Source organism: Paenibacillus sp. KS1 (genome assembly GCF_001680695.1).
Lineage (GTDB): Bacteria > Bacillota > Bacilli > Paenibacillales > Paenibacillaceae > Paenibacillus_B > Paenibacillus_B suaedae.
On record NZ_MAIS01000020.1, the window covers coordinates 35,547 to 55,351 of the forward strand.

General features: G+C 48.7%; 14 protein-coding genes. 6 read left to right on the plus strand and 8 right to left on the minus strand.

Annotated features, from left to right (window positions below; genetic code table 11):
* The first annotated feature begins 80 nt into the window (after positions 1–80).
* From BBG47_RS09075 to BBG47_RS09090, 4 genes are all read left to right on the plus strand, one after another.
* Positions 81–1,343: an MFS transporter gene (locus BBG47_RS09075; protein WP_065291477.1), complete on the plus strand. Its 1,263-nt coding sequence runs from the start codon at positions 81–83 to the stop codon at positions 1,341–1,343.
* A gap of 100 nt (positions 1,344–1,443) precedes the next feature.
* Entirely contained in the window at positions 1,444–4,062 is a 2,619-nt protein-coding gene (gene hrpB / locus BBG47_RS09080) for an ATP-dependent helicase HrpB (RefSeq protein ID WP_065291478.1), read from the plus strand.
* Positions 4,063–4,218: 156 nt separating this feature from the next.
* Positions 4,219–4,707 (plus strand): CcdC family protein, encoded by a 489-nt coding sequence (locus BBG47_RS09085; protein WP_083189182.1) that lies wholly within the window; start codon positions 4,219–4,221, stop codon positions 4,705–4,707.
* A 422-nt stretch (positions 4,708–5,129) separates the two neighbouring features.
* A complete protein-coding gene (locus BBG47_RS09090; RefSeq protein WP_065291507.1) occupies positions 5,130–6,470 on the plus strand; it encodes a radical SAM/SPASM domain-containing protein in 1,341 nt (446 codons plus the stop codon).
* 335 nt (positions 6,471–6,805) lie between these two features.
* Here the strand turns inward: BBG47_RS09090 and BBG47_RS09095 are convergent, their stop codons facing one another.
* On the minus strand, positions 6,806–7,783 hold the full coding sequence (locus BBG47_RS09095; protein WP_065291479.1) for an aromatic ring-hydroxylating oxygenase subunit alpha: 978 nt from the start codon (positions 7,781–7,783) through the stop codon (positions 6,806–6,808).
* 286 nt (positions 7,784–8,069) lie between these two features.
* On the opposite strand from BBG47_RS09095, the gene BBG47_RS09100 reads away from it, so the two are divergent.
* Positions 8,070–9,431, plus strand: coding sequence for a nucleobase:cation symporter-2 family protein (locus tag BBG47_RS09100; RefSeq protein WP_065291480.1), 1,362 nt, complete (start codon positions 8,070–8,072; stop codon positions 9,429–9,431).
* A 120-nt stretch (positions 9,432–9,551) separates the two neighbouring features.
* Here BBG47_RS09100 and BBG47_RS09105 read toward each other — a convergent pair whose 3' ends face one another.
* The 4 genes from BBG47_RS09105 to BBG47_RS09120 all read right to left on the minus strand — a co-directional run bounded on the left by BBG47_RS09105 (position 9,552) and on the right by BBG47_RS09120 (position 15,690).
* Complete coding sequence (locus BBG47_RS09105) at positions 9,552–10,889, minus strand: TrkH family potassium uptake protein (RefSeq protein ID WP_065291481.1); 1,338 nt, start codon at positions 10,887–10,889, stop codon at positions 9,552–9,554.
* A gap of 473 nt (positions 10,890–11,362) precedes the next feature.
* On the minus strand, positions 11,363–12,319 hold the full coding sequence (locus BBG47_RS09110) for a tetratricopeptide repeat protein (protein WP_065291482.1): 957 nt from the start codon (positions 12,317–12,319) through the stop codon (positions 11,363–11,365).
* A gap of 405 nt (positions 12,320–12,724) precedes the next feature.
* Complete coding sequence (locus BBG47_RS09115; protein WP_021257278.1) at positions 12,725–14,020, minus strand: MFS transporter; 1,296 nt, start codon at positions 14,018–14,020, stop codon at positions 12,725–12,727.
* 284 nt (positions 14,021–14,304) lie between these two features.
* Positions 14,305–15,690, minus strand: a complete 1,386-nt coding sequence (locus tag BBG47_RS09120; RefSeq protein WP_094183147.1) for a YjiH family protein — start codon at positions 15,688–15,690, stop codon at positions 14,305–14,307.
* A gap of 281 nt (positions 15,691–15,971) precedes the next feature.
* Here BBG47_RS09120 and BBG47_RS09125 point away from each other — a divergent pair, with 281 nt between their 5' ends.
* A complete protein-coding gene (locus tag BBG47_RS09125; protein WP_065291483.1) occupies positions 15,972–16,265 on the plus strand; it encodes a YciI family protein in 294 nt (97 codons plus the stop codon).
* A gap of 80 nt (positions 16,266–16,345) precedes the next feature.
* Here the strand turns inward: BBG47_RS09125 and BBG47_RS09130 are convergent, their stop codons facing one another.
* The 3 genes from BBG47_RS09130 to BBG47_RS09145 all read right to left on the minus strand — a co-directional run bounded on the left by BBG47_RS09130 (position 16,346) and on the right by BBG47_RS09145 (position 19,656).
* Positions 16,346–16,558, minus strand: coding sequence for a hypothetical protein (locus BBG47_RS09130; protein ID WP_065291484.1), 213 nt, complete (start codon positions 16,556–16,558; stop codon positions 16,346–16,348).
* A 571-nt stretch (positions 16,559–17,129) separates the two neighbouring features.
* Positions 17,130–17,762, minus strand: coding sequence for a hypothetical protein (locus tag BBG47_RS09135; RefSeq protein WP_065291485.1), 633 nt, complete (start codon positions 17,760–17,762; stop codon positions 17,130–17,132).
* Between the two features lie 601 nt (positions 17,763–18,363).
* Positions 18,364–19,656 carry a helix-turn-helix domain-containing protein gene (locus BBG47_RS09145; RefSeq protein ID WP_065291487.1) on the minus strand — a complete coding sequence of 431 codons (1,293 nt, stop codon included), beginning with the start codon at positions 19,654–19,656 and terminating at the stop codon, positions 18,364–18,366.
* Positions 19,657–19,805: the final 149 nt, after the last annotated feature.

Genomic DNA, 19,805 nt, shown 5'->3' on the forward strand with positions numbered 1-19,805 from the left:
GGTTATATCGACTGAACCATTAGGCTCAGTCTTTTGCCTAAGAAAACTTATAAAAACAAATTAGTTTTAGGAGTGGGATTATGTCTTTCATGAGGCAGATTAGTCGCGCACAGTGGATTGGCCTCGTGCTCGTTATCGGTATTTTATTTATTGACATGTTGTTGTACAGTTTGTTCATTCCAGTCGTGCCGTATTTTACAACCGAGTATGCGATGTCTTCGACCACACTTGGTATTCTGTTCGGCAGTTATGCAGCAGCTCTGTTCATTACCACGCCTTTTTTCGGGCGGGTTGCAGATAAATTTGGCAGACGCAAGACGATCTTAACGGGTCTTGTGTTCATGATGATATCTACCATGCTGTTCGTATTCTCGCAAACGACGGCAATGCTCATTACGGCTCGCTTCCTGCAAGGCTTGGCTGCGGCTGCGTCATGGACAGCAGCAATGGCGCTGCTGGCTGATCTGTTCTCTGGGCCGGTACGCGGAGCGGCAATGGGCTTCGCCATGACAGGGATATCATCGGGCTCCCTGCTCGGAGCTCCAATTGGAGGCTGGTTATTTGAGATTGGCGATCACCATACGCCATTCTGGTTCGCAGCAGCATTGACGGCAGTTATTTCGATCATTGTCGTGTTTGCACTGCGCGAACCTGTCAGAGAGGAGCGTCAGGCCGAAGGAGGAGGCACGTTCTCCCTGCTGCGGCATCGGACGATTCTATTCGTTGCTTCGATTATCCTGCTCGCTGAGACGACATTGACGATGCTGGAGCCGCTCCTTCCGGTCTATGTTACTGAGCAATTCCAGATGTCTCCGCTTGCGCTTGGCATGCTGTTCGGTGTCATGACACTAAGCTATGGAATGATCGCTCCAATAGCGGGAACACTTACAGCCAAGCATAATCCTTTCCGACTCATGCTGATCGGGCTTGTTGGTTTGGCGCTTACGTTGCCATTGATCGCATTTGCAGGCAATGTGACTCTATTGATGTTGGCGGGCTGCTTGGTAGGGGCAGCAGTAGGATTTACGCTGTCGCCGACATTGCCAACATTAGGTGCCATCGTGGATGGCGATTCATCGGGCGGTGATTATGGGGTGGCATACGCCCTATTCAATATGATTCATGCAGCGGGGATGATGCTTGGACCAATCGCTGGAGGAGTGTTGACGGATGCGCTGCCAGTGTCGTCCTCGCTCATTGTCATCAGCGTGATCATTGTATCAGCCGTGTTCGGCTTGAGCTTGCTGAAGCGTCGCCATAAGCAGACCTTCTCCATAAGCATGAACGGAGTAGAACCAGCGCAGAAGCTGAAGGCTAACGGCAAGAGTGTGTATAATAATTGATGATCGGAATCAATGAAGTGTAATTTCGATAATCTTGATGTAGGGAAGCTGTCTCGTCTATGATGGATGAGACAGCTTTTTTATCGTATGGAGGATGGAAATGAGCGGGAATCATTTACCGATAGATGATGTATTGCCAGAATTGAAATCGGCGCTGAGCAGCCATACAGGGGCGGTATTGGTAGCTGAGCCAGGTGCGGGGAAGACGACCCGTGTACCGCTGTCGCTGCTGGATGAGTCATGGCTCCAAGGACTGCGGATTCTCATGCTGGAGCCGCGGCGTATTGCAGCGCGTTCTGCTGCACGCTACATGGCTCGTGCACTGGGTGAGCAGGCCGGTGAGACAGTAGGATATCGCGTACGTTTGGATACGTGCATAAGTGAAAAGACGCGCATTGAGGTCATTACGGAGGGAATTCTGACGCGCATGCTCCAAGAGGATCCTTCCTTGGAAGGGGTAGGACTCGTCATATTCGATGAGTTCCATGAGCGGCATTTGCATGCAGATGTCGGCTTGGCCCTCACCGCCGAATCACAATCTGTCTTGCGCGAGGATCTCCGTATCCTCGTGATGTCGGCGACGCTTGAGGCAGAAACAGTCGCGGCCATGCTGGGAGGAGCGCCAATAGTGGTCAGCAAGGGTCGCAGGTATTCGGTCGAGACGATATATGCTGAACGGCGTGAAGATACTCTACTTGAGCCGCGTATTGTAAGGACGATTATGCTGGCGCTTCATCGTCATGAAGGAGACATCATGGTATTCCTTCCTGGAGCGGGGGAGATTCGGCGCGTGCAGACTGCTCTGGAGCAGGAGTTGACGAAGAACGGGTGGATTGAACGTGCATATATTGCCCCGTTATATGGACAGCTGTCAGCGGCTGCACAGGATGCTGCGATTAGCCCCTCAACGAATGGGATGCGCAAGATCGTGCTGGCTACTGCCATAGCAGAGACGAGTCTAACTGTGGAAGGAGTCCGGATCGTGATCGACAGCGGCCAGATGCGTGTGCCGCGCTTCTCTCCACGGACAGGCCTTACGCGGCTGGAGACGGTTCCGGTGTCACGTGCCTCAGCCGATCAGCGCCGCGGTCGTGCGGGTCGTCTTGGGCCTGGGGTCTGTTACCGATTGTGGACGAGAGAAGAAGAGAGACAGCTCCCTGCACATCATGTGCCGGAGATACTTGCGGCTGATCTCGCCTCGTTAGCATTGGAGCTGGCTGCATGGGGGACGGAGGCATCTGATCTGAAGTGGCTGACTCCGCCGCCTCCTGCAGCACTGCAACAAGCGGAAGAACTGCTCGTTCAGCTCGGAGCGCTGTCCGAGTCTGGCACACTGACTTCGCATGGTCGTACGCTGGCCAAGTTGGGGCTTCATCCTCGCTTCGCACATATGATCGTGAAGGGGATGGAGCTTGGACTGGGAGAAGCAGCATGTACGCTTGCTGCGCTGCTGGAGGAGCGGGATGTCATTCGCCATAGTGGTAGCAGTGCTAACTCAAGGGGGGGATTCGGGCAAGCGGGACAGACACCTGCAGCGTTGAACCCCGATTTAGGGCTGCGCTTGGAACTGTTGACGCTAGGAACACATTCACCATCACGTCATTCTCGTCAAGGGGATGTCGATGAGAGTGTGCTGCGACGGATTCGTGAGCAGGCGAAGCAGTACAGGCCGGCCTTCCGTATGGGACAGGATGATAAGCAACAAGTACAGCGCAATGCGGATTTGGCCGACGAGGATGCATGGAGCTTGCTTGCTGCCTTCGCTTATCCGGATCGGATTGCCGAGCGTCGTTCAGATGGGCGCTACTTGCTGCGCAATGGACGCGGCGCGGCCTTTACCCAAGCTGCTGCAAGCGGAACCCTGCTGGCACAGTCGCCTTATATTGTGGCGGTACAGCTTGACGATGCTGGCACCGATGGTCGGATTGTGCTTGCAGTGTCACTTGGCAGGGCGGTGCTGGAGCGTTACTTCGCGAGCGAGTTTACACGGGAAGACCTGATTGCTTGGGATCGGACGACCCAGTCGGTTCGAGCTCGGGAACGCGTTCGTCTAGGGGCGCTCACGCTTAAGGATATGCCGCACAGCGCACCTGATGCAGATGCGATGCAGCATGCCTTGCTGGAAGGCATCGTCCAAGAGGGGCTTGCCCTCCTGCCATGGACGAAGCCGGCGCGCCAGTGGCAGGCGAGGCTCCAATTCATGCACCGGCACCTGCCTGAGGAATGGCCGGATGCCAGTGAAGAAGCCTTCTTAGCCACCTTGGAGGAGTGGCTTGGCCCGCATATATATGGTATGCGCAGCCGTGATGATCTTGGCAAGCTTAGCCTTACGACGGTCTTCGAGTCGATGCTGACGTGGGAACAGCGCCAGCAGCTTGATAAGGAGGCGCCGACACATATTGCAGTGCCCAGCGGTTCGCGCATTGCGGTCGATTATCAGGATCCTGATCGTCCGCTGCTGGCTGTACGGCTGCAGGAAGTATTCGGCCTGCATGATACGCCGCGCATTGCGGGCGGACGAGTGGCACTGACGATGCACTTGCTCTCGCCAGCACAGAGGCCTGTACAGGTAACGCAGGATTTGGCCAGCTTTTGGGCGGCGACTTATTTTGACGTGAAGAAGGATTTGAAGGGGCGCTATCCCAAACATTATTGGCCGGATAATCCCCTGGAGGCGATTGCAACCCGGCGCACCAGACCGGCTCCAGATAAGATATAGACTTGGGCATGCAATGTTAAGATCCCTCGCTGGCTATTGGTATGTGAATGTAAAATTCGATATAATAGATCATACAGGAAATGACCAGCGGGTCTAATGAATAGTGAGTAGTAATAACGATAACTATAGGCTTGTACTTAGTGGAGGTGATGTTGCATGTCACATGCACTCGTGTCATCACAGTTGATGTCACTGATTGTGTCCTTGTGTGCGGGGACGGGGGTAATCGTACTGCGTCTGCGTGCGGCGAACAAGCCGACCTCAATGAAGAAGATAATCATGCCTCCTATCGGTATGGCAACTGGATTCGGTATGTTCATCGTCCCTGCGATGCGTATTCCGTGGCTATGGGCGATTGGAGCTTTCCTCGCAGGGGCATTGATCTTCGCCTATCCGCTTATTCGCACATCCCGGTTCGAACGAATAGGCGAGGAAGTATATTTGAAGCGATCGAATATGTTCATTGTCGTCATTGTTGGATTGCTCGTACTGCGGCTCATTCTGCACGATGTTGTGGAGCAGTATGTGTCGATCTCACAGAGTGCGTCCATGTTCTTCATCCTGGCATTCGGCATGCTGCTGCCATGGCGCTTGGCTATGATGATGCAGTATAAGAAGCTGATGGCAGAAAGAGTGGAGCAGTAACAATTGTTGAGAGGTTAAGGTAAATAAGAAGCTGTACCCGCCTTCATTGTAAGGTTGGGTGCAGCTTTTTTGCATTGTGTTAGAAGGACGGAGGGTTGCTGGATTTGAATACCTGTCCATGAGAACGTGACGGGTGTCATTGTCCTGTTGTGTGCTGAGCGTCATCATGGAAGGACTAGAAGCACGTGTGCTAACAGGAAAAAGGATGGGATTACGACATGGCACAACAAGACTCACAACATACTTCTCGGCAAGCTTCCTCATCTAACAGGCAGCAGCCTTATCAGGGTGCGGCTTGCGCGAAACAAGAGCCGAATTCAGAAAACAATGAGGGCGCCTCTACCTGTTCACAAGGCGCTTCGACTTCAACCACTCATTGCAATAGCCAATATGCAGCTGACAAGGCTTCTTCTAGTCAGCCAATGGTGACTTGGCGTCCTTCACGGTTCAATGCGCAGACTAAGGTTGATGATGGAGGGCTCGTACTATATAACAGCTATTCTGGAGCAATTGCTTCGTTCTCTGCGGAAGAACAGACACGAGTGCTGTCTTGGCTGCGGCCGGGACAGGCTGAGGTGGAACCGAACAATGCCGTCTATCGCGATTTATGGGGGCATGGCTTCCTTGTTCCGGCTGACACGGACGAGATGCGGCGCGCACAGTTCCTTCATCAGGCGATGCACCAGCTTGATGCGATGCATTTGGTGCTGCTCGTAACAGAAGCGTGCAACTTCCGCTGCAACTACTGTTACGAATACTTCCCACGGGGCAATATGCGGGACGAGGTCGTAGAGGGGTTAATTGCCTATATGGAGCAGCGGGCCAAGACGCTCAACTTCTTGACCATCAGCTGGCATGGAGGAGAGCCGCTGCTTGCTCCGCATGTGATCGAGCAGCTGTCGAGCGCGTTCATCGATGTTTGCGACAAATACGATGTCGCTTATCAAGCGGAAATATCCACGAATGGATATTACTTAACACGGGAGCTGTTCGAACAACTGCTAAATTTACATATTGATCGGTATATGGTTACGATTGATGGCCCTGCTGAAGTGCACAATGCGCGAAGAGGATTATTTGGGGGCGGAGATACCTACGAGCGCATCATTACGAATTTGCTCTCGCTTAAGCAGGTGAAGCGCCCATTCGAGATTAATATTCGCGTGAACTTTGACAACAGCAATCTGGATGCGGTTCATGCATTCATCCCTATGCTGCATGACTTGTTCGGCGATGACAAGCGGTTCTCATTCTACTTTCGTCCAGTCGGCTGCATGGGGGGAGAGAATGATCTGACGCTCCCGGTATGTGATGCCCGCACCAAGGATAAGGAGATATGGGCATTGAATGAAGGATGGCTCCAGGCAGGCTTGCAAGTAAGCTCCTTCATTAAGGACATATTGCTGCCGACAGGGGCGGTCTGCTATGCGGCGAAGCCGAACTCGATGATTGTCGGATCAGATGGCAATCTGTATAAGTGTTCGGTTGCGCTTGAACAAGCGAACAATCAACTGGGGCGTATTCATAAGGATGGGACACTAGAGCTCGATATGGACAAAATGGCCGTCTGGACCACTTCCGGTGAAGAAACAGATGAGAACTGTCATTCCTGCTTCGTCCGCCCAGCCTGTCAGGGCAACCGCTGCCCCTTATATCGGATGCGGTCGGGCGAGCGGCCATGCTCCTATGAGAAGCGGCAGATTAAGCAGGTGCTGCGTACGATTTGGCTTCAATCTGTGGAGCACTTGTCAGCTATTCAGTAACTATAACGATCTAGGCCTTGTCATTCTGACAGCGGGTCTTCCATATGCTGAACATCCATTGATCGCAAGGAGGTGAGTAAGAAAGTGAAAGTGATTCGTCCAGCAGCGAAGCCAACATCCATCAAGACAGGACGCTTGTCCAAGTCTGTACCTGGGAGCTTGAGCTAATCCATATCCATAAATCTAAGCTAATGTTTGTCACAGCAGAAATGCTGCGATTGTATGTAACGCTAAAAGCCTGGGAACCCCACTCCCAGGCTTTTCTCTATTTCCCTGCAACAAGAGTTAACCGCAACAAGGAATGATAGGATAGACATCTCAACATTCCGGTTACGTTACGCCGTTCCCCACACAACACCAAGCTCTTTCAGATATTGGCGGTAGGCGATGCTGACACGGTCGCATTTCAGTGACAGCTCGACTTGCAAATCAAGCGGCAGATCCTCTGGTTTCTGATTTTCTACGATTGGCTTGTCCTGCGCGAAAATCATGTCTTGGAACTTTACGATATCTTCGTCCGATAGGCCTGGATCATAATTGAAGGACAGAACCCCGTAAGCCACAGAGGTCGTTGCATCCTTCGGCTGCACCGTAAGCAGAATGGACATGAGATGACGCGTCTCCTTATCCCGCTTCGTGAACTTCACTGTAAGCGGACGGGCAATCTCGTACGTATAATAGACATTCTTCGCTTGACCGGAACCGTCTGGATCGGGCTGAAATACTTCAATTTCCTCGGAACGGATGCCCTCCGGTACACGATGAACCCGGTAATTCCCAATCTCTGTGTGCGTTTCTACGCCTAAGTAGCCCTCATGGACGACAGCGAGATGACCCACATCTAGGAAGTTCTCTACAATGCGCGGCGGCTTGGCTTCTACGGATTGCGGCCCCCATATTACATTGCGCCAGCCCTCGGCACCGAACTCTTCAAATGGGAACCATGGTGTATCCGTGTTCCCGAGATTGACCCATATAAGACCATAACGCTCCTCACAACCGTACGTAATCGCATGCGCCTTCTTCGGAATGGCTTGATCCGTTGGCAGCTGTGGAATGCGTGAACAAGCGCCGGAGCCCTCGAACTCCCATGCATGATACGGACAGACAAGCTTCCCATCCTTCACGCAGCCTAGCGACAGTGCAGCCCCGCGATGCACACACAAATCTTTGAACGCATGCACGCCTTCTTCTGTCCGAAAAATGACGACACGTTCTCCCATTATTAGCACCTGCAGCGGCTTCTCCTGCACATCCTGTGCACGGCAAGCAACAATCCATTCATTACGCAATACGGCATCATTTACGATCATGATGTAGACAGTCTCCTTTTTAATGATCCGGGTATCCATAGCTGAATCCGAATGTAATGTTCTTAATCTATTGGGTGTAATACATGAAATCTTCGTATTATTGCTTCTTATACTATTATTTTAGGAAATATATCGGAGGGAGTCAACATAAAACACGAACAATAAATAAAAATAAATAATAAACATTCGTAATTTGTCTATACAAAACGAAATGTTCCCTCTATAATCAGGGTGTGATCAAAATCATAACGAACGTTACAGCATACGTGGGGGGAAACGAGCACACATGGAACAATCAGCGAAGTCGAACACGCTTGTCGTTGGGGTAGATGATAAGATTGGCGCCGGGAAGGCCTTTCTATTGGGACTCCAGCACGTGTTGGCTATGGATTTGTACATCGCACCGATCATTATTGCAGGCTTGCTGTCACTGAATGCAACAGACACATCATTCTTTATTCAAATGTGCTTTATCGGAACAGGATTTGCGACCTTAATCCAAACGGGCTTCGGCTTGCGACTGCCAGTCGTGCAGGGGCCGTCCTATGTGCCTATTGGCGCAATGGGGGCGATTGGAAGCAAGCTTGGATTAGGGGCCATGACAGGGAGCTTAATACCGGGGGCATTGCTCATGATGCTGCTCGGCATGCCGATGAAATGGTTCGCGAAGGCTGTACGCCGTATGATTCCGCCGCTGGTAGGGGGAACCGTAATACTAATTGTCGGTATTTCCTTGATGCCAACGGGAATGAACAATATCTATCGTGCAGAAGGAGACTTGTGGACGAATATTCTCATCGCTGCTGTATCGGCGGGGATTCTTATTGTTTGTATGCTTCTTGTGCGCCAGTCGAAGAAGCTGGGTACGGTATCGCGTCTTATTTCGGTCATTGTGGCTATTGTCGCGGGTACGCTGTTTGCATCCATGTTTGGCAAGGTTGATTTCTCACGGGTAGCAGAGGCTGACGCATTTTCGATTCCTAGCTTTTTCCCATTCGGTGCGCCTGAATTCAATCTCAGTGCGATTATGACGATGATGTTCGTCTACTTCATCATTCTGATTGAAACAACAGGAACGTGGTTTGTTATTTCTTCCATTACAGGCAAGGAGCTCACGGATGAGCGCTTGAACCGTGCAGCGGCTGGGGAAGGGCTAGGCTGCTTCGTTGGGGCATTGTTCGGTGGAACGCCAATGACAGGCTATTCTTCCAATGCAGGACTGATCGCGGTTACAGGCGTAGGAAGCCGGATGGCAATTATGGCAGGCGGCGGTATCTTGATAGCGCTGGGTCTGATGCCGAAGCTGTCTGCAGCGATTACGTGCATTCCAGAGCCGGTTATTAACGGCATATTCGGTGTTGTCTGTGTAGCCATTGTCGTGAATGGATTGAAGGTCATTCAATTCGTTGACTTGGATGAGCGTGCAATGATGATTATCGGCGTGCCAATCCTGCTTACGATGGCTGTAACTGTACTTCCTGAGGGCGCCTTGACGGGGCTGCCTGATTTCGCGGTATACGTATTGTCCTCCGGTATTACTGTCGGGGCGCTGGCGGCATTGATTCTGAATTTGGTCATCCCAAGCGGCAAAAAGAAGGGTGTGGCGGAATCCACTGTGGTGGGTTCTGGCGGGGAACAGACGGCCTAGTAGAACCTTGTGTGCTTATGGTTCAATCTGAAGTACGTCTGGCGTAATTCGATAGTAGTCATATATACAGAGAAATAAAGAAGGCAGCAAGCGATGCTTGCTGCCTTTTGCTGTGTTATTCTATCCGATCATGATCTTGCCCTCTGGGTAACGATACAGAGACTGTTCCTTGCGGTTGCCGAGCGCATAGGCGAGTGTCATTGGACCAATCCGGCCGATGAACATGGTGGCACAGATGACGAACTTGCCGAATGCCGACATTTCAGGTGTAAGCCCCATAGACAACCCTACGGTTGCTACAGCGGACACTGTCTCGAAGAGCAAGGTAATAAACGGCTGATCTTCCGTTATCGCCAGCAGCATGGATACACCGAGTACCATGAAGATGGCAAGGAAGATAATCGTCAACGCCTTGATGATCTGATCCTTAGCAAGCCGATGACGGAACAGCACCGCATCCTCGCGTCCGCGCAGCATCGCATATACGGCGGCCAAGAGGATAGCGAACGTCGTCGTCTTAATTCCGCCGCCTGCAGAGCCTGGAGAGGCGCCGATGAACATAAGAATAATAAGACCGAACTGTGTGACCTGCTTCATATGAGACACATCTACCGTTGTCGTTCCCGATGAACGAGCGGAGATGGACTGGAAGAAGGAAGCGTATATTTTGCCGTCCCAATTGAGCGATCCTAGCGTGTATGCATTTTGGAACTCGAAGATGAAGATGAAGATAGCTCCTGCGACGACCAGAATACCGGTCATGGACAATACCACCTTCGAGTGCAGCGTCAAACGTCGCGATTTTGGAAATTCATACAATTCTGCAAGTACGATGAAGCCAAGTCCGCCAGATAGCACGAGGAAGGTGGCAACTACATTCGTTACGAAATCATCAACATGCAATTGGAAGCTGGAACCGAACAGATCGAATCCCCCGTTGTTGAACAGGGAGATCGAATGGAAAAGTCCGTAATAGAAGGATTGCAGCAGCGGCATGTCGAATGCCCAGCGCAATGTCAGTATAATGGTTCCCGTTCCCTGGATGATAAAAACAAATATAATTACGCGGCGAATGGTCCGTACAATGCCTTCCATGCTATTTGCGTTGATCGACTCCTGCAAAATAAGTCGTTCCCGCAAGGAAATGCGCTTGCCGAGCATGAGATAGAAGAGCAGGGCCACGGACATGAAGCCGATGCCGCCGATTTGTACGAGTGAAATAATTACGCCTTGTCCAAATGCAGAGTAGGTTGTCCCAATATCAACAACAACCAGACCGGTTACGCATACCGCCGAAGTAGCGGTGAACAAGGCATCAATGAAGGAAAGGGAGTGTCCAGCTGCCAATGATATCGGCAGCATCAAGATGCATGTCCCGATTGTTATAATGGACAAAAAACCAAGAACCAGCACACGGGCAGGCGTCCAATGCATCGTCCGTTTTCTCCATGAAGTCATGTGAACGTCTCCTTTAGCCATAAATAAGTAGTGAGGAAGGATCGAATCCTGTAACAATATCTTGCGTACGTTGGATCATCATTCGAGTCGATCATTTTCCAAAACGTTCACTAGTATATCGTTCCCCAGAGTGGATGTAAATGGTCGATTTTCATTTACGAACATTTTCCTATTTTATAAAGAGCATTGCAAGGGCAGTTGAGCAGTCGGCTAAGTGAGTTCAAAAGGGCTTGAGATGTGATAGAGCTGAATGGGAGAGTGAAGAGAAGGTGACGCTGTGGAGAAGCGCTGGGAGAGTGCTTACCGAGTCAAAGGGATATGAGTAAACGGGTTGCATTCGGACTGACGCTTCAAATCGAGCTGCTTGAGTTATGAGCTTGTACTGAAGTGTGGAGCGTTGTTCGAATGTTATCTTATGTGCTTAGATGATGGGATGGCATGCTGTCGAGATTTTGAGGAGAGTAGGGTGTCGTTCACGACACCCATAACTTGCCATATACTTTCCAGTTTACGAATCCGCGGCTAATCCAATATGTCGATACATGAAGCACGATAAATGCGATAAGCAATGTTGGTTGAATAATTGCAAATGCAGCCCATAATATGACTAAAATCCATGGAGACAGCTTCTGCAGCATCTGCGCAGGCCACCATACGAAGCGGAACCAAGGGTGAGATTTCTGCAGAGCATCCATATATTCTACTCTTACCTGATTATCTTCAGGATTGAGACGTATGGCATCTTGCATGAATTGCATGGCGCGTTCGGGCTCACCGCGCTGATCCGCTGCCCAAGCAAGCTGCATAAGCGTGTAGGAATGTCTTTCCTGCCATGCTAATGCATTGCGTTCTGCTTCGCGGGATTCTGGATAACGCTTTAATTGCGCCAGCACATAGCTATAGGTAGCGTAAGCAATCCCGGCAGGCTCAATGTCAATGCTGCGTTCCAGCGACAGGAGCGCTTGATCCAGCGCGCCTTTGCGCAGCTGGTACTGTGCAAGCAGCAGATGAGGCGTAGGATCTTCCTCGGTTACCGCAGCAAGCTGCCTCGCAGCAGTCTCGAAGGCTGGCCATTCTTGACGCTCGTAATAGATGGACATGCGCACGCGCCAGGCGTCAGGCAGTCTTGTATCGCGTTTCAACGCTTCAGAGGCCCAATAGAGCGCTTGATCGGGTGCGACAGGCTTATGGACGACTGCTGTCAGCGCCATGACGGTCGGGTGCTCTGGATACTGCTGCTGCAGACGCATCGCTTCCTCCAATGCTTCTTTGTATCTCTGCTTCTGATATAATTCATTCACGTGATGAATCGCCTCTTGGAGACGGACTCTAGCCTCTACTTCCTCAGCTGTGGCTTGCTCTTCAGCGGTCTCACTCGGCTGTTCATTCACCGTGGCTTGTTCTCGTTCCTCATTGTCTACTTGTGGCATCCTCCATCACCTCCTTGATGTACTCCATTGTTGTCTGTATTGTATTGCAAATCCATGATTGTTGAAATGATGGATTGACGTGTATACCTTATCAGTCCTCATCGTTAAGTGTCCGGTTTCGGGTTCATTCCTTCACTTATCTATGGGAGGACATTATCTCTTAGACTGCAATGAATGGTAATAACCCCTCAAGTGAAGTTGACAATATTGTAGACCTACATCGCGTCTGGGGCAAGGGGAAGCGGGCTTCCATTTTCTAATAATATTTAATTCGATATGCTGCAGGGGAAGGTTCAAGGGTGAATTTGCACGAATCGCCGATGCTACCCAGCACCTGTTCGATCAAGTGCCGGATAACATCGGGACATAAGAGGTGTGTTGCTCATTGGAGCTGACAACGACATGCTACGATATTTCTTTTGCCCATTGATGGAGCGTGTTGTCGCTTGGCAGCATCCAAGTCAGGAGGCCGATTAAGGGGAGGAATCCACACACGATCATTACAGCTTCAATCCCCCATGTATCAATGAAATAACCAAGTGCCAATGCGCCAATCCCGCCCATTCCGAAGGCAAATCCCGTAATTAGCCCCGATACGGTTCCGATGTTGCCGGGATGCAGCAGCTGCGCGTATATGACGGTAACGGAGAAGCTGGATAGGAGGATGAATCCTGTAATCGCGAGCACAACACCGGCCCAGAACAGCGGCAGATAAGGCAGTACAAGGGCAAGGGGAGCTGTGCCGAGCATCGATGCCAGAATGAGATTGCGTCTTCCAAAACGATCAGCAAGCGGGCCACCGAAGAATGTTCCCACTGCCCCTGCTCCGAGGAATAAGAAAATATAAATTTGCGCATCATCGAGCGTCAAATGATAGGCTTCCATCAAGTAAAACGAATAATAGCTGCCAATGGCGGCAGTGTACCAAGAACGCGCGAAGACGAGTACAACTAAAATAATCGTAGCGGATTGAATACGGCTGCGCTTCGATGGATCCATCGTGCGTGCCTGGTGCCGCTTCTTGAATGCATAGCCGCTATCGAGCATCGCTCGATACCAGCGTGCAATATAGGTTTGTACCGCGATACCTGCCCCTGCAACGAATGTAAATACGAGCGCGCCTGATTGCCCGAAGGGGATGAATATCCACTTGGTCAGCATCGGTGCAAGGGATTGCCCTGCATTGCCGCCAACTTGGAAGATGGATTGGGCCAGCCCTTTGCGGGCGCCGGCAGCCATATGGGCTACTCTCATCCCTTCTGGATGGAAGGCGGCTGATCCGAAGCCGACGAGCACAACGGCAAGCAGCACCAGAATATAATTCGGTGCATAGGCAAGCAGCAATACACCAGCGAAGGTGAAGCACATGCCAATTGGGAGCAGTGCAGGTGTTGGTCTGCGATCCGCAGCATACCCAACCACAGGCTGAAGCAGGGAGGCAGTCACGTTAATCGCAAAGGAGATCCAACCGATCTGGGCGTATGTAAGATTCATCGATGACTTGAGGATAGGGAAGATTGCTGGAATAACAGCCTGAATCGAATCATTGAACAAGTGAACGAAGCTGATCGCAAGTAGAATGCGGAATATGGTGTCCGCTTGAAGATGTGCTTTTGGCTCCAAGCTTGGGGACTCCGTTCGTGACGGCGAATGTCCCTGCGAGGATGCTGCAATAGATGATGAAGATGATTTGTTGTCCATGGAAGAACTCCTTTCCTAAGGCGAATCCATAGCAGAGCAGTGATCGACATTGGAAATCAGGCGAAAGAGCTGCCTTGTCGGCTCAGCCGGTGGTTCATAATTCTAATGAGATGAAGTTTCAAAGGTGAGAGGAAATCTATTTCTAAGGTGAACGATTGTCATAAGGATGGAATGATGTAACGATAATCGTTTTTGATCATTGTTGCAATATAGAAAATGGCCCTGATCTTGGAGAAAATTAGAAAATATCTCGCAAGACAGGGCCATATCTTAGATTTTCACAATCAGAACAGTAGATGTGCAGCGATTGCGATAATCGGCAGTGTAATTAAGGTGCGGAGCAGGAAAATAATAAATAGATCCTTCATATTAACAGGCAGCTTGGAGCCTAACAGCAATCCACCTACCTCAGACATATAGATGAGCTGCGTGACGGATAGAGCGGCAATGACGAACCTGGTCATCTCACTTTCGATGCCGGAACCCAGCACCGTAGGCAGAAACATGTCCGCGAATCCAACCAATATCGTCTGCGAAGCCGCTGCTGCTTCGGGGAGTCCCAGCAGCTGCAAAATCGGGATGAACGGTGCGCCGAGCCATTGGAAGATTGGGGTATACTCTGCAATGGCTACGGCGATGGTGCCGATGGCCATAACAACGGGAATCACGCCAATCCATAGGTCAATCGTATTTTTACAGCCTTCCCGCATGAAGGAACCGGCTCCTTCATGTTGTCGTGCCTTGCTTACCGCTTGACGAAGTCCCCATTGCCAAGGGCTCCATGCAGATGGGATCGATTCATCCTCTGCTGGGGTTGCGCCTGGCGCATACGTGTCTGGCTTGCGCGACAACGGCGGTATGCGCGGCATAATGATGGCTGCGATCATGCCAGCTAATGTGACCGTCACATAGAACGGAAGAAACATATGCGCCAGGTTCACGTTGCTTAAAACGATGAAGCTGAAAGTTATAGATACAGCTGTGAATGTTGTGCCGATTACGGCAGCTTCACGCTTCGTATAGTACCCAGCCTCGTACTGTTTGCTTGTCATCATGACTCCGATTGTACCGTCGCCAAGCCATGATGCCATGCAGTTGATGGAGGAACGGCCCGGCAAGGTGAAGATAGGCCGCATAATCTTGGTCATAAGCGTACCGAAAAATTCAAGCAGTCCGAAATCAACCAATAGCGGCAGGAGCAGGCCAGCGAGCATAAATACGACGAACAAGCCTGGAATCAAGCTCGTAAGCAGCATGCCTCCAGTATGCTCCGACCATATCCATTCAGGTCCAATCTGGAAATAGGTGATGATGGCAAATATCATGCCCACCGTCCGTGCGGCGAACCAGAAGGGAGAGATGGCGAACAGTGCCTTCCATAATGGAAGTTGCAGCAGATTAGACGGCTTCCGCAAGTAAGTATAAGCCGTCCCCAGCCACGCCAATACAATGATGACTGTGGCGGCAAGCGGGAGCCACGGCGCAAGCCATTGTCCGATGAGCTTGGCCAGGAATGCAATGGGTACGGTCACTTCACCATTCCATGGAATCGGAATGACGAAGAGAAGCAATCCGAGCAAGGATGGAATTGCGAAATGCAGCAGTCCACCCATATTCAATTGCTGGGAATGCAAGGGATCTTGCTGATTGTTGTCTTTCTTAGCTATCATGTATAAATAAGTCTCCTTGGAGTGCGGTATATTTATGCAACATCGTTTACTTTAATACAAATAGAGTTGAATTCCAAGAGTTGAATGGTTAGCAAAAAGTGACAATAAAATAACGTGCAGCACACCTGTATTTTCTATGTTTTGATAATCTCTTCTAAGTCATTCATTGCAAGGTGTATCCGGGAGTCAACAGAGCAATTCTTGACTTCATTCGGTCCGTGCGGAATACTTGATGCATCGGCTGCTTCTATGTATGAAGCAGATCAGGGAGGAGTACAAGCATGTATGTTGTAGAGCTAAGCTATACGAAGCCGATGAGCGATGTGGATGTGCATTTGGATGCCCATCGTGCTTTTTTGGATGAGCACTATGGGAAAGGGGTATTTCTGCTATCCGGGCCGAAGGAGCCTCGTACAGGCGGAATTATCGTAGTTGATGCGCAGACAGAGGAGGAAGCTCGCTCTTATATCGAGCAGGATCCTTTCTTTGTACATCACGTGGCGGAATATCATTATATTGCCTTCCGTCCTACGAAGGCAGATGCGAGCCTGCAAGCGCGCTTATTTCAGAAATAAGGCGGTTAAGCAAGGCTGATGATACTAAAAAAGCGAGACCGTTCGCCTTATTCGGCAGTCTCGCTTCGTTTATGTACAGCTTATCCTTCTGCATGCTGTGTGCTAACTTGTCTCTGATACGTCTTCCACATAGCCTCACCGGTACATAAGCCAACAGCCACGAATGTACCCAGATTATTAGTAAGATGGCCCAAAACCGCACCTAATGCAATTCCTGAATATAACCAAAATGCTCTCTTCGATTTCAATGTGCTCCAAGTCCAAGTGTTCTTTTCATTTTGCTTCTTCATCATTTGTTTCAACGTCCCCTCGATTGATTTGATACCCTTATTCTATAGGCATCTATATGTCCATTCCTTATATTTCGGTTGAAAAGTGTCTTTTGTCGGTTGAAAGGAGCAATAGGAGGGGGGAATGGAAACATATTTGAAATAACGAACAGCGGAGCAGTAGAACAGAAGCGCTGAGCTGCATAGGCTATAGTAAAAGCACGAGCTGCAGGTATTCCGTATAATTATCGCCAGGAAGGCGACGAGTTCATTACACGAGTTAATCCGGATAGATCCACGGCCAAGATCATGCTCGATGAAAACTGCCGTGAATATCAAGTAGATTAAGCCAAGTTGATTTCTTGCTACGACTACGCTATGCTATCGATAAAGACGGGAATTACGGCTGCTGGACGAATCGGAGCCGTAATTGCAAGAAGCCCAAGGATTAAAATACCTGGGCTTCTTTGCGCCGTAGCACACCGGTTGAAAAACTTTTTTTCAAAACACATTTGTAATACATTATTGCAAACAAATTTAACGGCGTGTATTACATTTGTATTACTCCGTCTCGAAAGAAAAAGTCATTATCTAGCTAAGCTTGACTTGGCATATCCTTTGTGTCAGTTTTTTCCCAAGTAGTCTCAACTTTAACTCCAATAGGGACACCAAAAATGTCTGCTCCTACTAAATACGTACCATCAACAATAAGGTGAGCAGTATCACCACTTACCCACGATCTATCTTTTAATTGAGTATAGGAAAGTCCAATTTGGATGCCAGTTAAATAAGAGCTAACATCATAAATTCTGCTCATGTACCCATTACCTTTTTTATCAAAACTGACATCATACTTATACTCGATGTTTTTCCAAGAAAACGTTCCTCCCAATAAAGCTGCATACCATTTGACATGTCCAGTATATAATGGAGATGACCCCAAAGTATTAAAGTCTTCATTTGTTTGTTCAGATTTTAAAATATCAATAAATGCTTCGAGTTCTTCCACGGAATTGAATTTCATTCTTTCCGAAGAATCAGTAGAGTTTAAGGATTCTGAATCAGGAAAGAAAATTTCAACATCGCCGTCATACTTTTCTTCAATAGCCTTCAATTGTTCTTTCTGGTCGAACGTTAAAACGTTTTTCCCTTCTTCCGCAAACGCAGAACTTGCCAGTGAAAAAATCAGAACTAGTGAAAAAAACAATGAAGTAAGTTTTTTAGACATGTAATACCCTCCTAATTTTTTTGTTTTATATGTAAATTTCAATGGTGTGTGAGATAAATTTCTAATTAAGGAGATTGTAGAATGCGGAATAGTAAATTTATTTTAGTTGTTAGCTTGATCTTGCCTTTTCTTTTATTGCTAATTGAAAATAATGGAAAACAATTGGGATTTCCGGTTCCCTTTGTTTTTTATGGTCCAAAGGAGCCGTTAAGTCATGCAAGTGAAGTTTTTTTATGGAGAAATGCAGTAGAATGTTCATGGAGGCTTGATTTATATGCGGTAAATGTCTTTATCGTGTATTGCATTCTACTTTTAGTACGATATACAGTTAAACAGGTGTTAGGTCGCCTACGCTAAAATGCGCAAATTTATCCACTCGATACTTACCATCCCATCACTATTTGTTCCTTATATTTACAAACAAGTATACAATGGGTTGTTGGTTTTTTAATAAATCCAATAAAAGGCAACTAAAAAAGAAAAAAGAGCACTTTCGAGTGCTCTTACCATGGATGTGTCCCTCCAACATTCCCCGACAACTGGATCATCTCAATGAGGACAGAGCAAAAGAGACTGCTGTATAGCATTGCCTTTAAACGTTTCATATGAACCCCTCCAATTTATGTTCTTTAGCTGCGCTGCGTTTGTAATACGTCTTCATTTTTTCTAAGGTGCGAATAGACAGGGTAACGTTTTGTTGCAGGTGACTACACACGATTTGATTGATGCATTCTTTTTCTTGATCCGTATCATTAACTCTCGAGAAATGGAACGCACCTTCCAGGCATTCGGATATTCCTTGATCAAGGTCGCCAATGGTAATAAAGTATTCAGCTCGGTGATAATAATATTCGGCTAGCTGCGAGATGATGTTGGGGTTATTTGTGCTGATGGATTGTAGACATATTGGGTATGCAAGCAATTGTTCCGCTTTATCTAATTGGTTGTCCTGCAAATATAATAACATTAATTGATTAATAGCATGAAGAGCATCATCCTGATTGCACGTTTCCAGAAAGGAAGTAAGCTGTTCGATGGAAACAGCAGAGTTTCCCTTTTTGGCGTTTAGCAATGCTCCCATAAGGACTGAATTTACCTTGATGTGGGGGTAATTATATTGCGTGTAAAGATGTGAGTAGTATTCAGACTTATCATAGTCCTCAATATAGAAATATGAATCCTGCAATACGCCAAGTGCATTGATGTAATACCAATTGTCTGCATCTGCTTCTTGAAGAACATGAAGACTGAGATCAATGCTTTGCCGGTATAAAAATAAATTGAACGCATGAACAGCCAATTTGTAGTACAAAGTGATTCTATCTTCGATGCCTAAGAAGTTCGCATATTGCACAATATGCTTACCGCTTTCATAAACGTTCCGAAGTCGGGTAAAATCGTCTCGTTCAATCAGGTAGACCTGATATAACCCTCTCGCTAAGAATGGCATAATGCCATGGTCGCGAGAATAGTCTACGATCAGTTGATACAGAGTCAATCGCATCGTCTTCAGTTCCACAGTGGTGCTGAAGTCATGTAACTGTTCGACTAGAGTGTAGCTATCGTCGCTTGTCGATGCCAGAAATGCGGCTCCAACGGTACGCACAAGCGCGGCGTTCTCCCCCTGTTGGAGCACATCTTTCAGCACACGTAGGAGGGGTTCTGCCCGCCTCTCAACAGTGACGTATAGTTCGATGAACTCTTTTAACGGAACGTTCAACGCACGGGCCAGCGGCTGGATAGTCGCATATTCGGGTCGCCTGACCTCGCCGTTTTCGATTTTGGATATGGTGGCTTTATGTATACCTGTCAATGTTGTTAATTGGGACAACGCCATGCCTTGCTTGTGTCTGTACGTGTGGATGAGTTCACCTATGGACAATATTTGTACCATCCAATAAGACACCTTCTCTCATTTTTCGATAATTTATGATCAATATTATTCTAACATGGGAGAAACAGGAATTTAATAGACGAGAAAATACGCAACAATAGGACTGCGAATGTATGAACCGCTTCATAGCTTCAAGTGTCATGTTATCG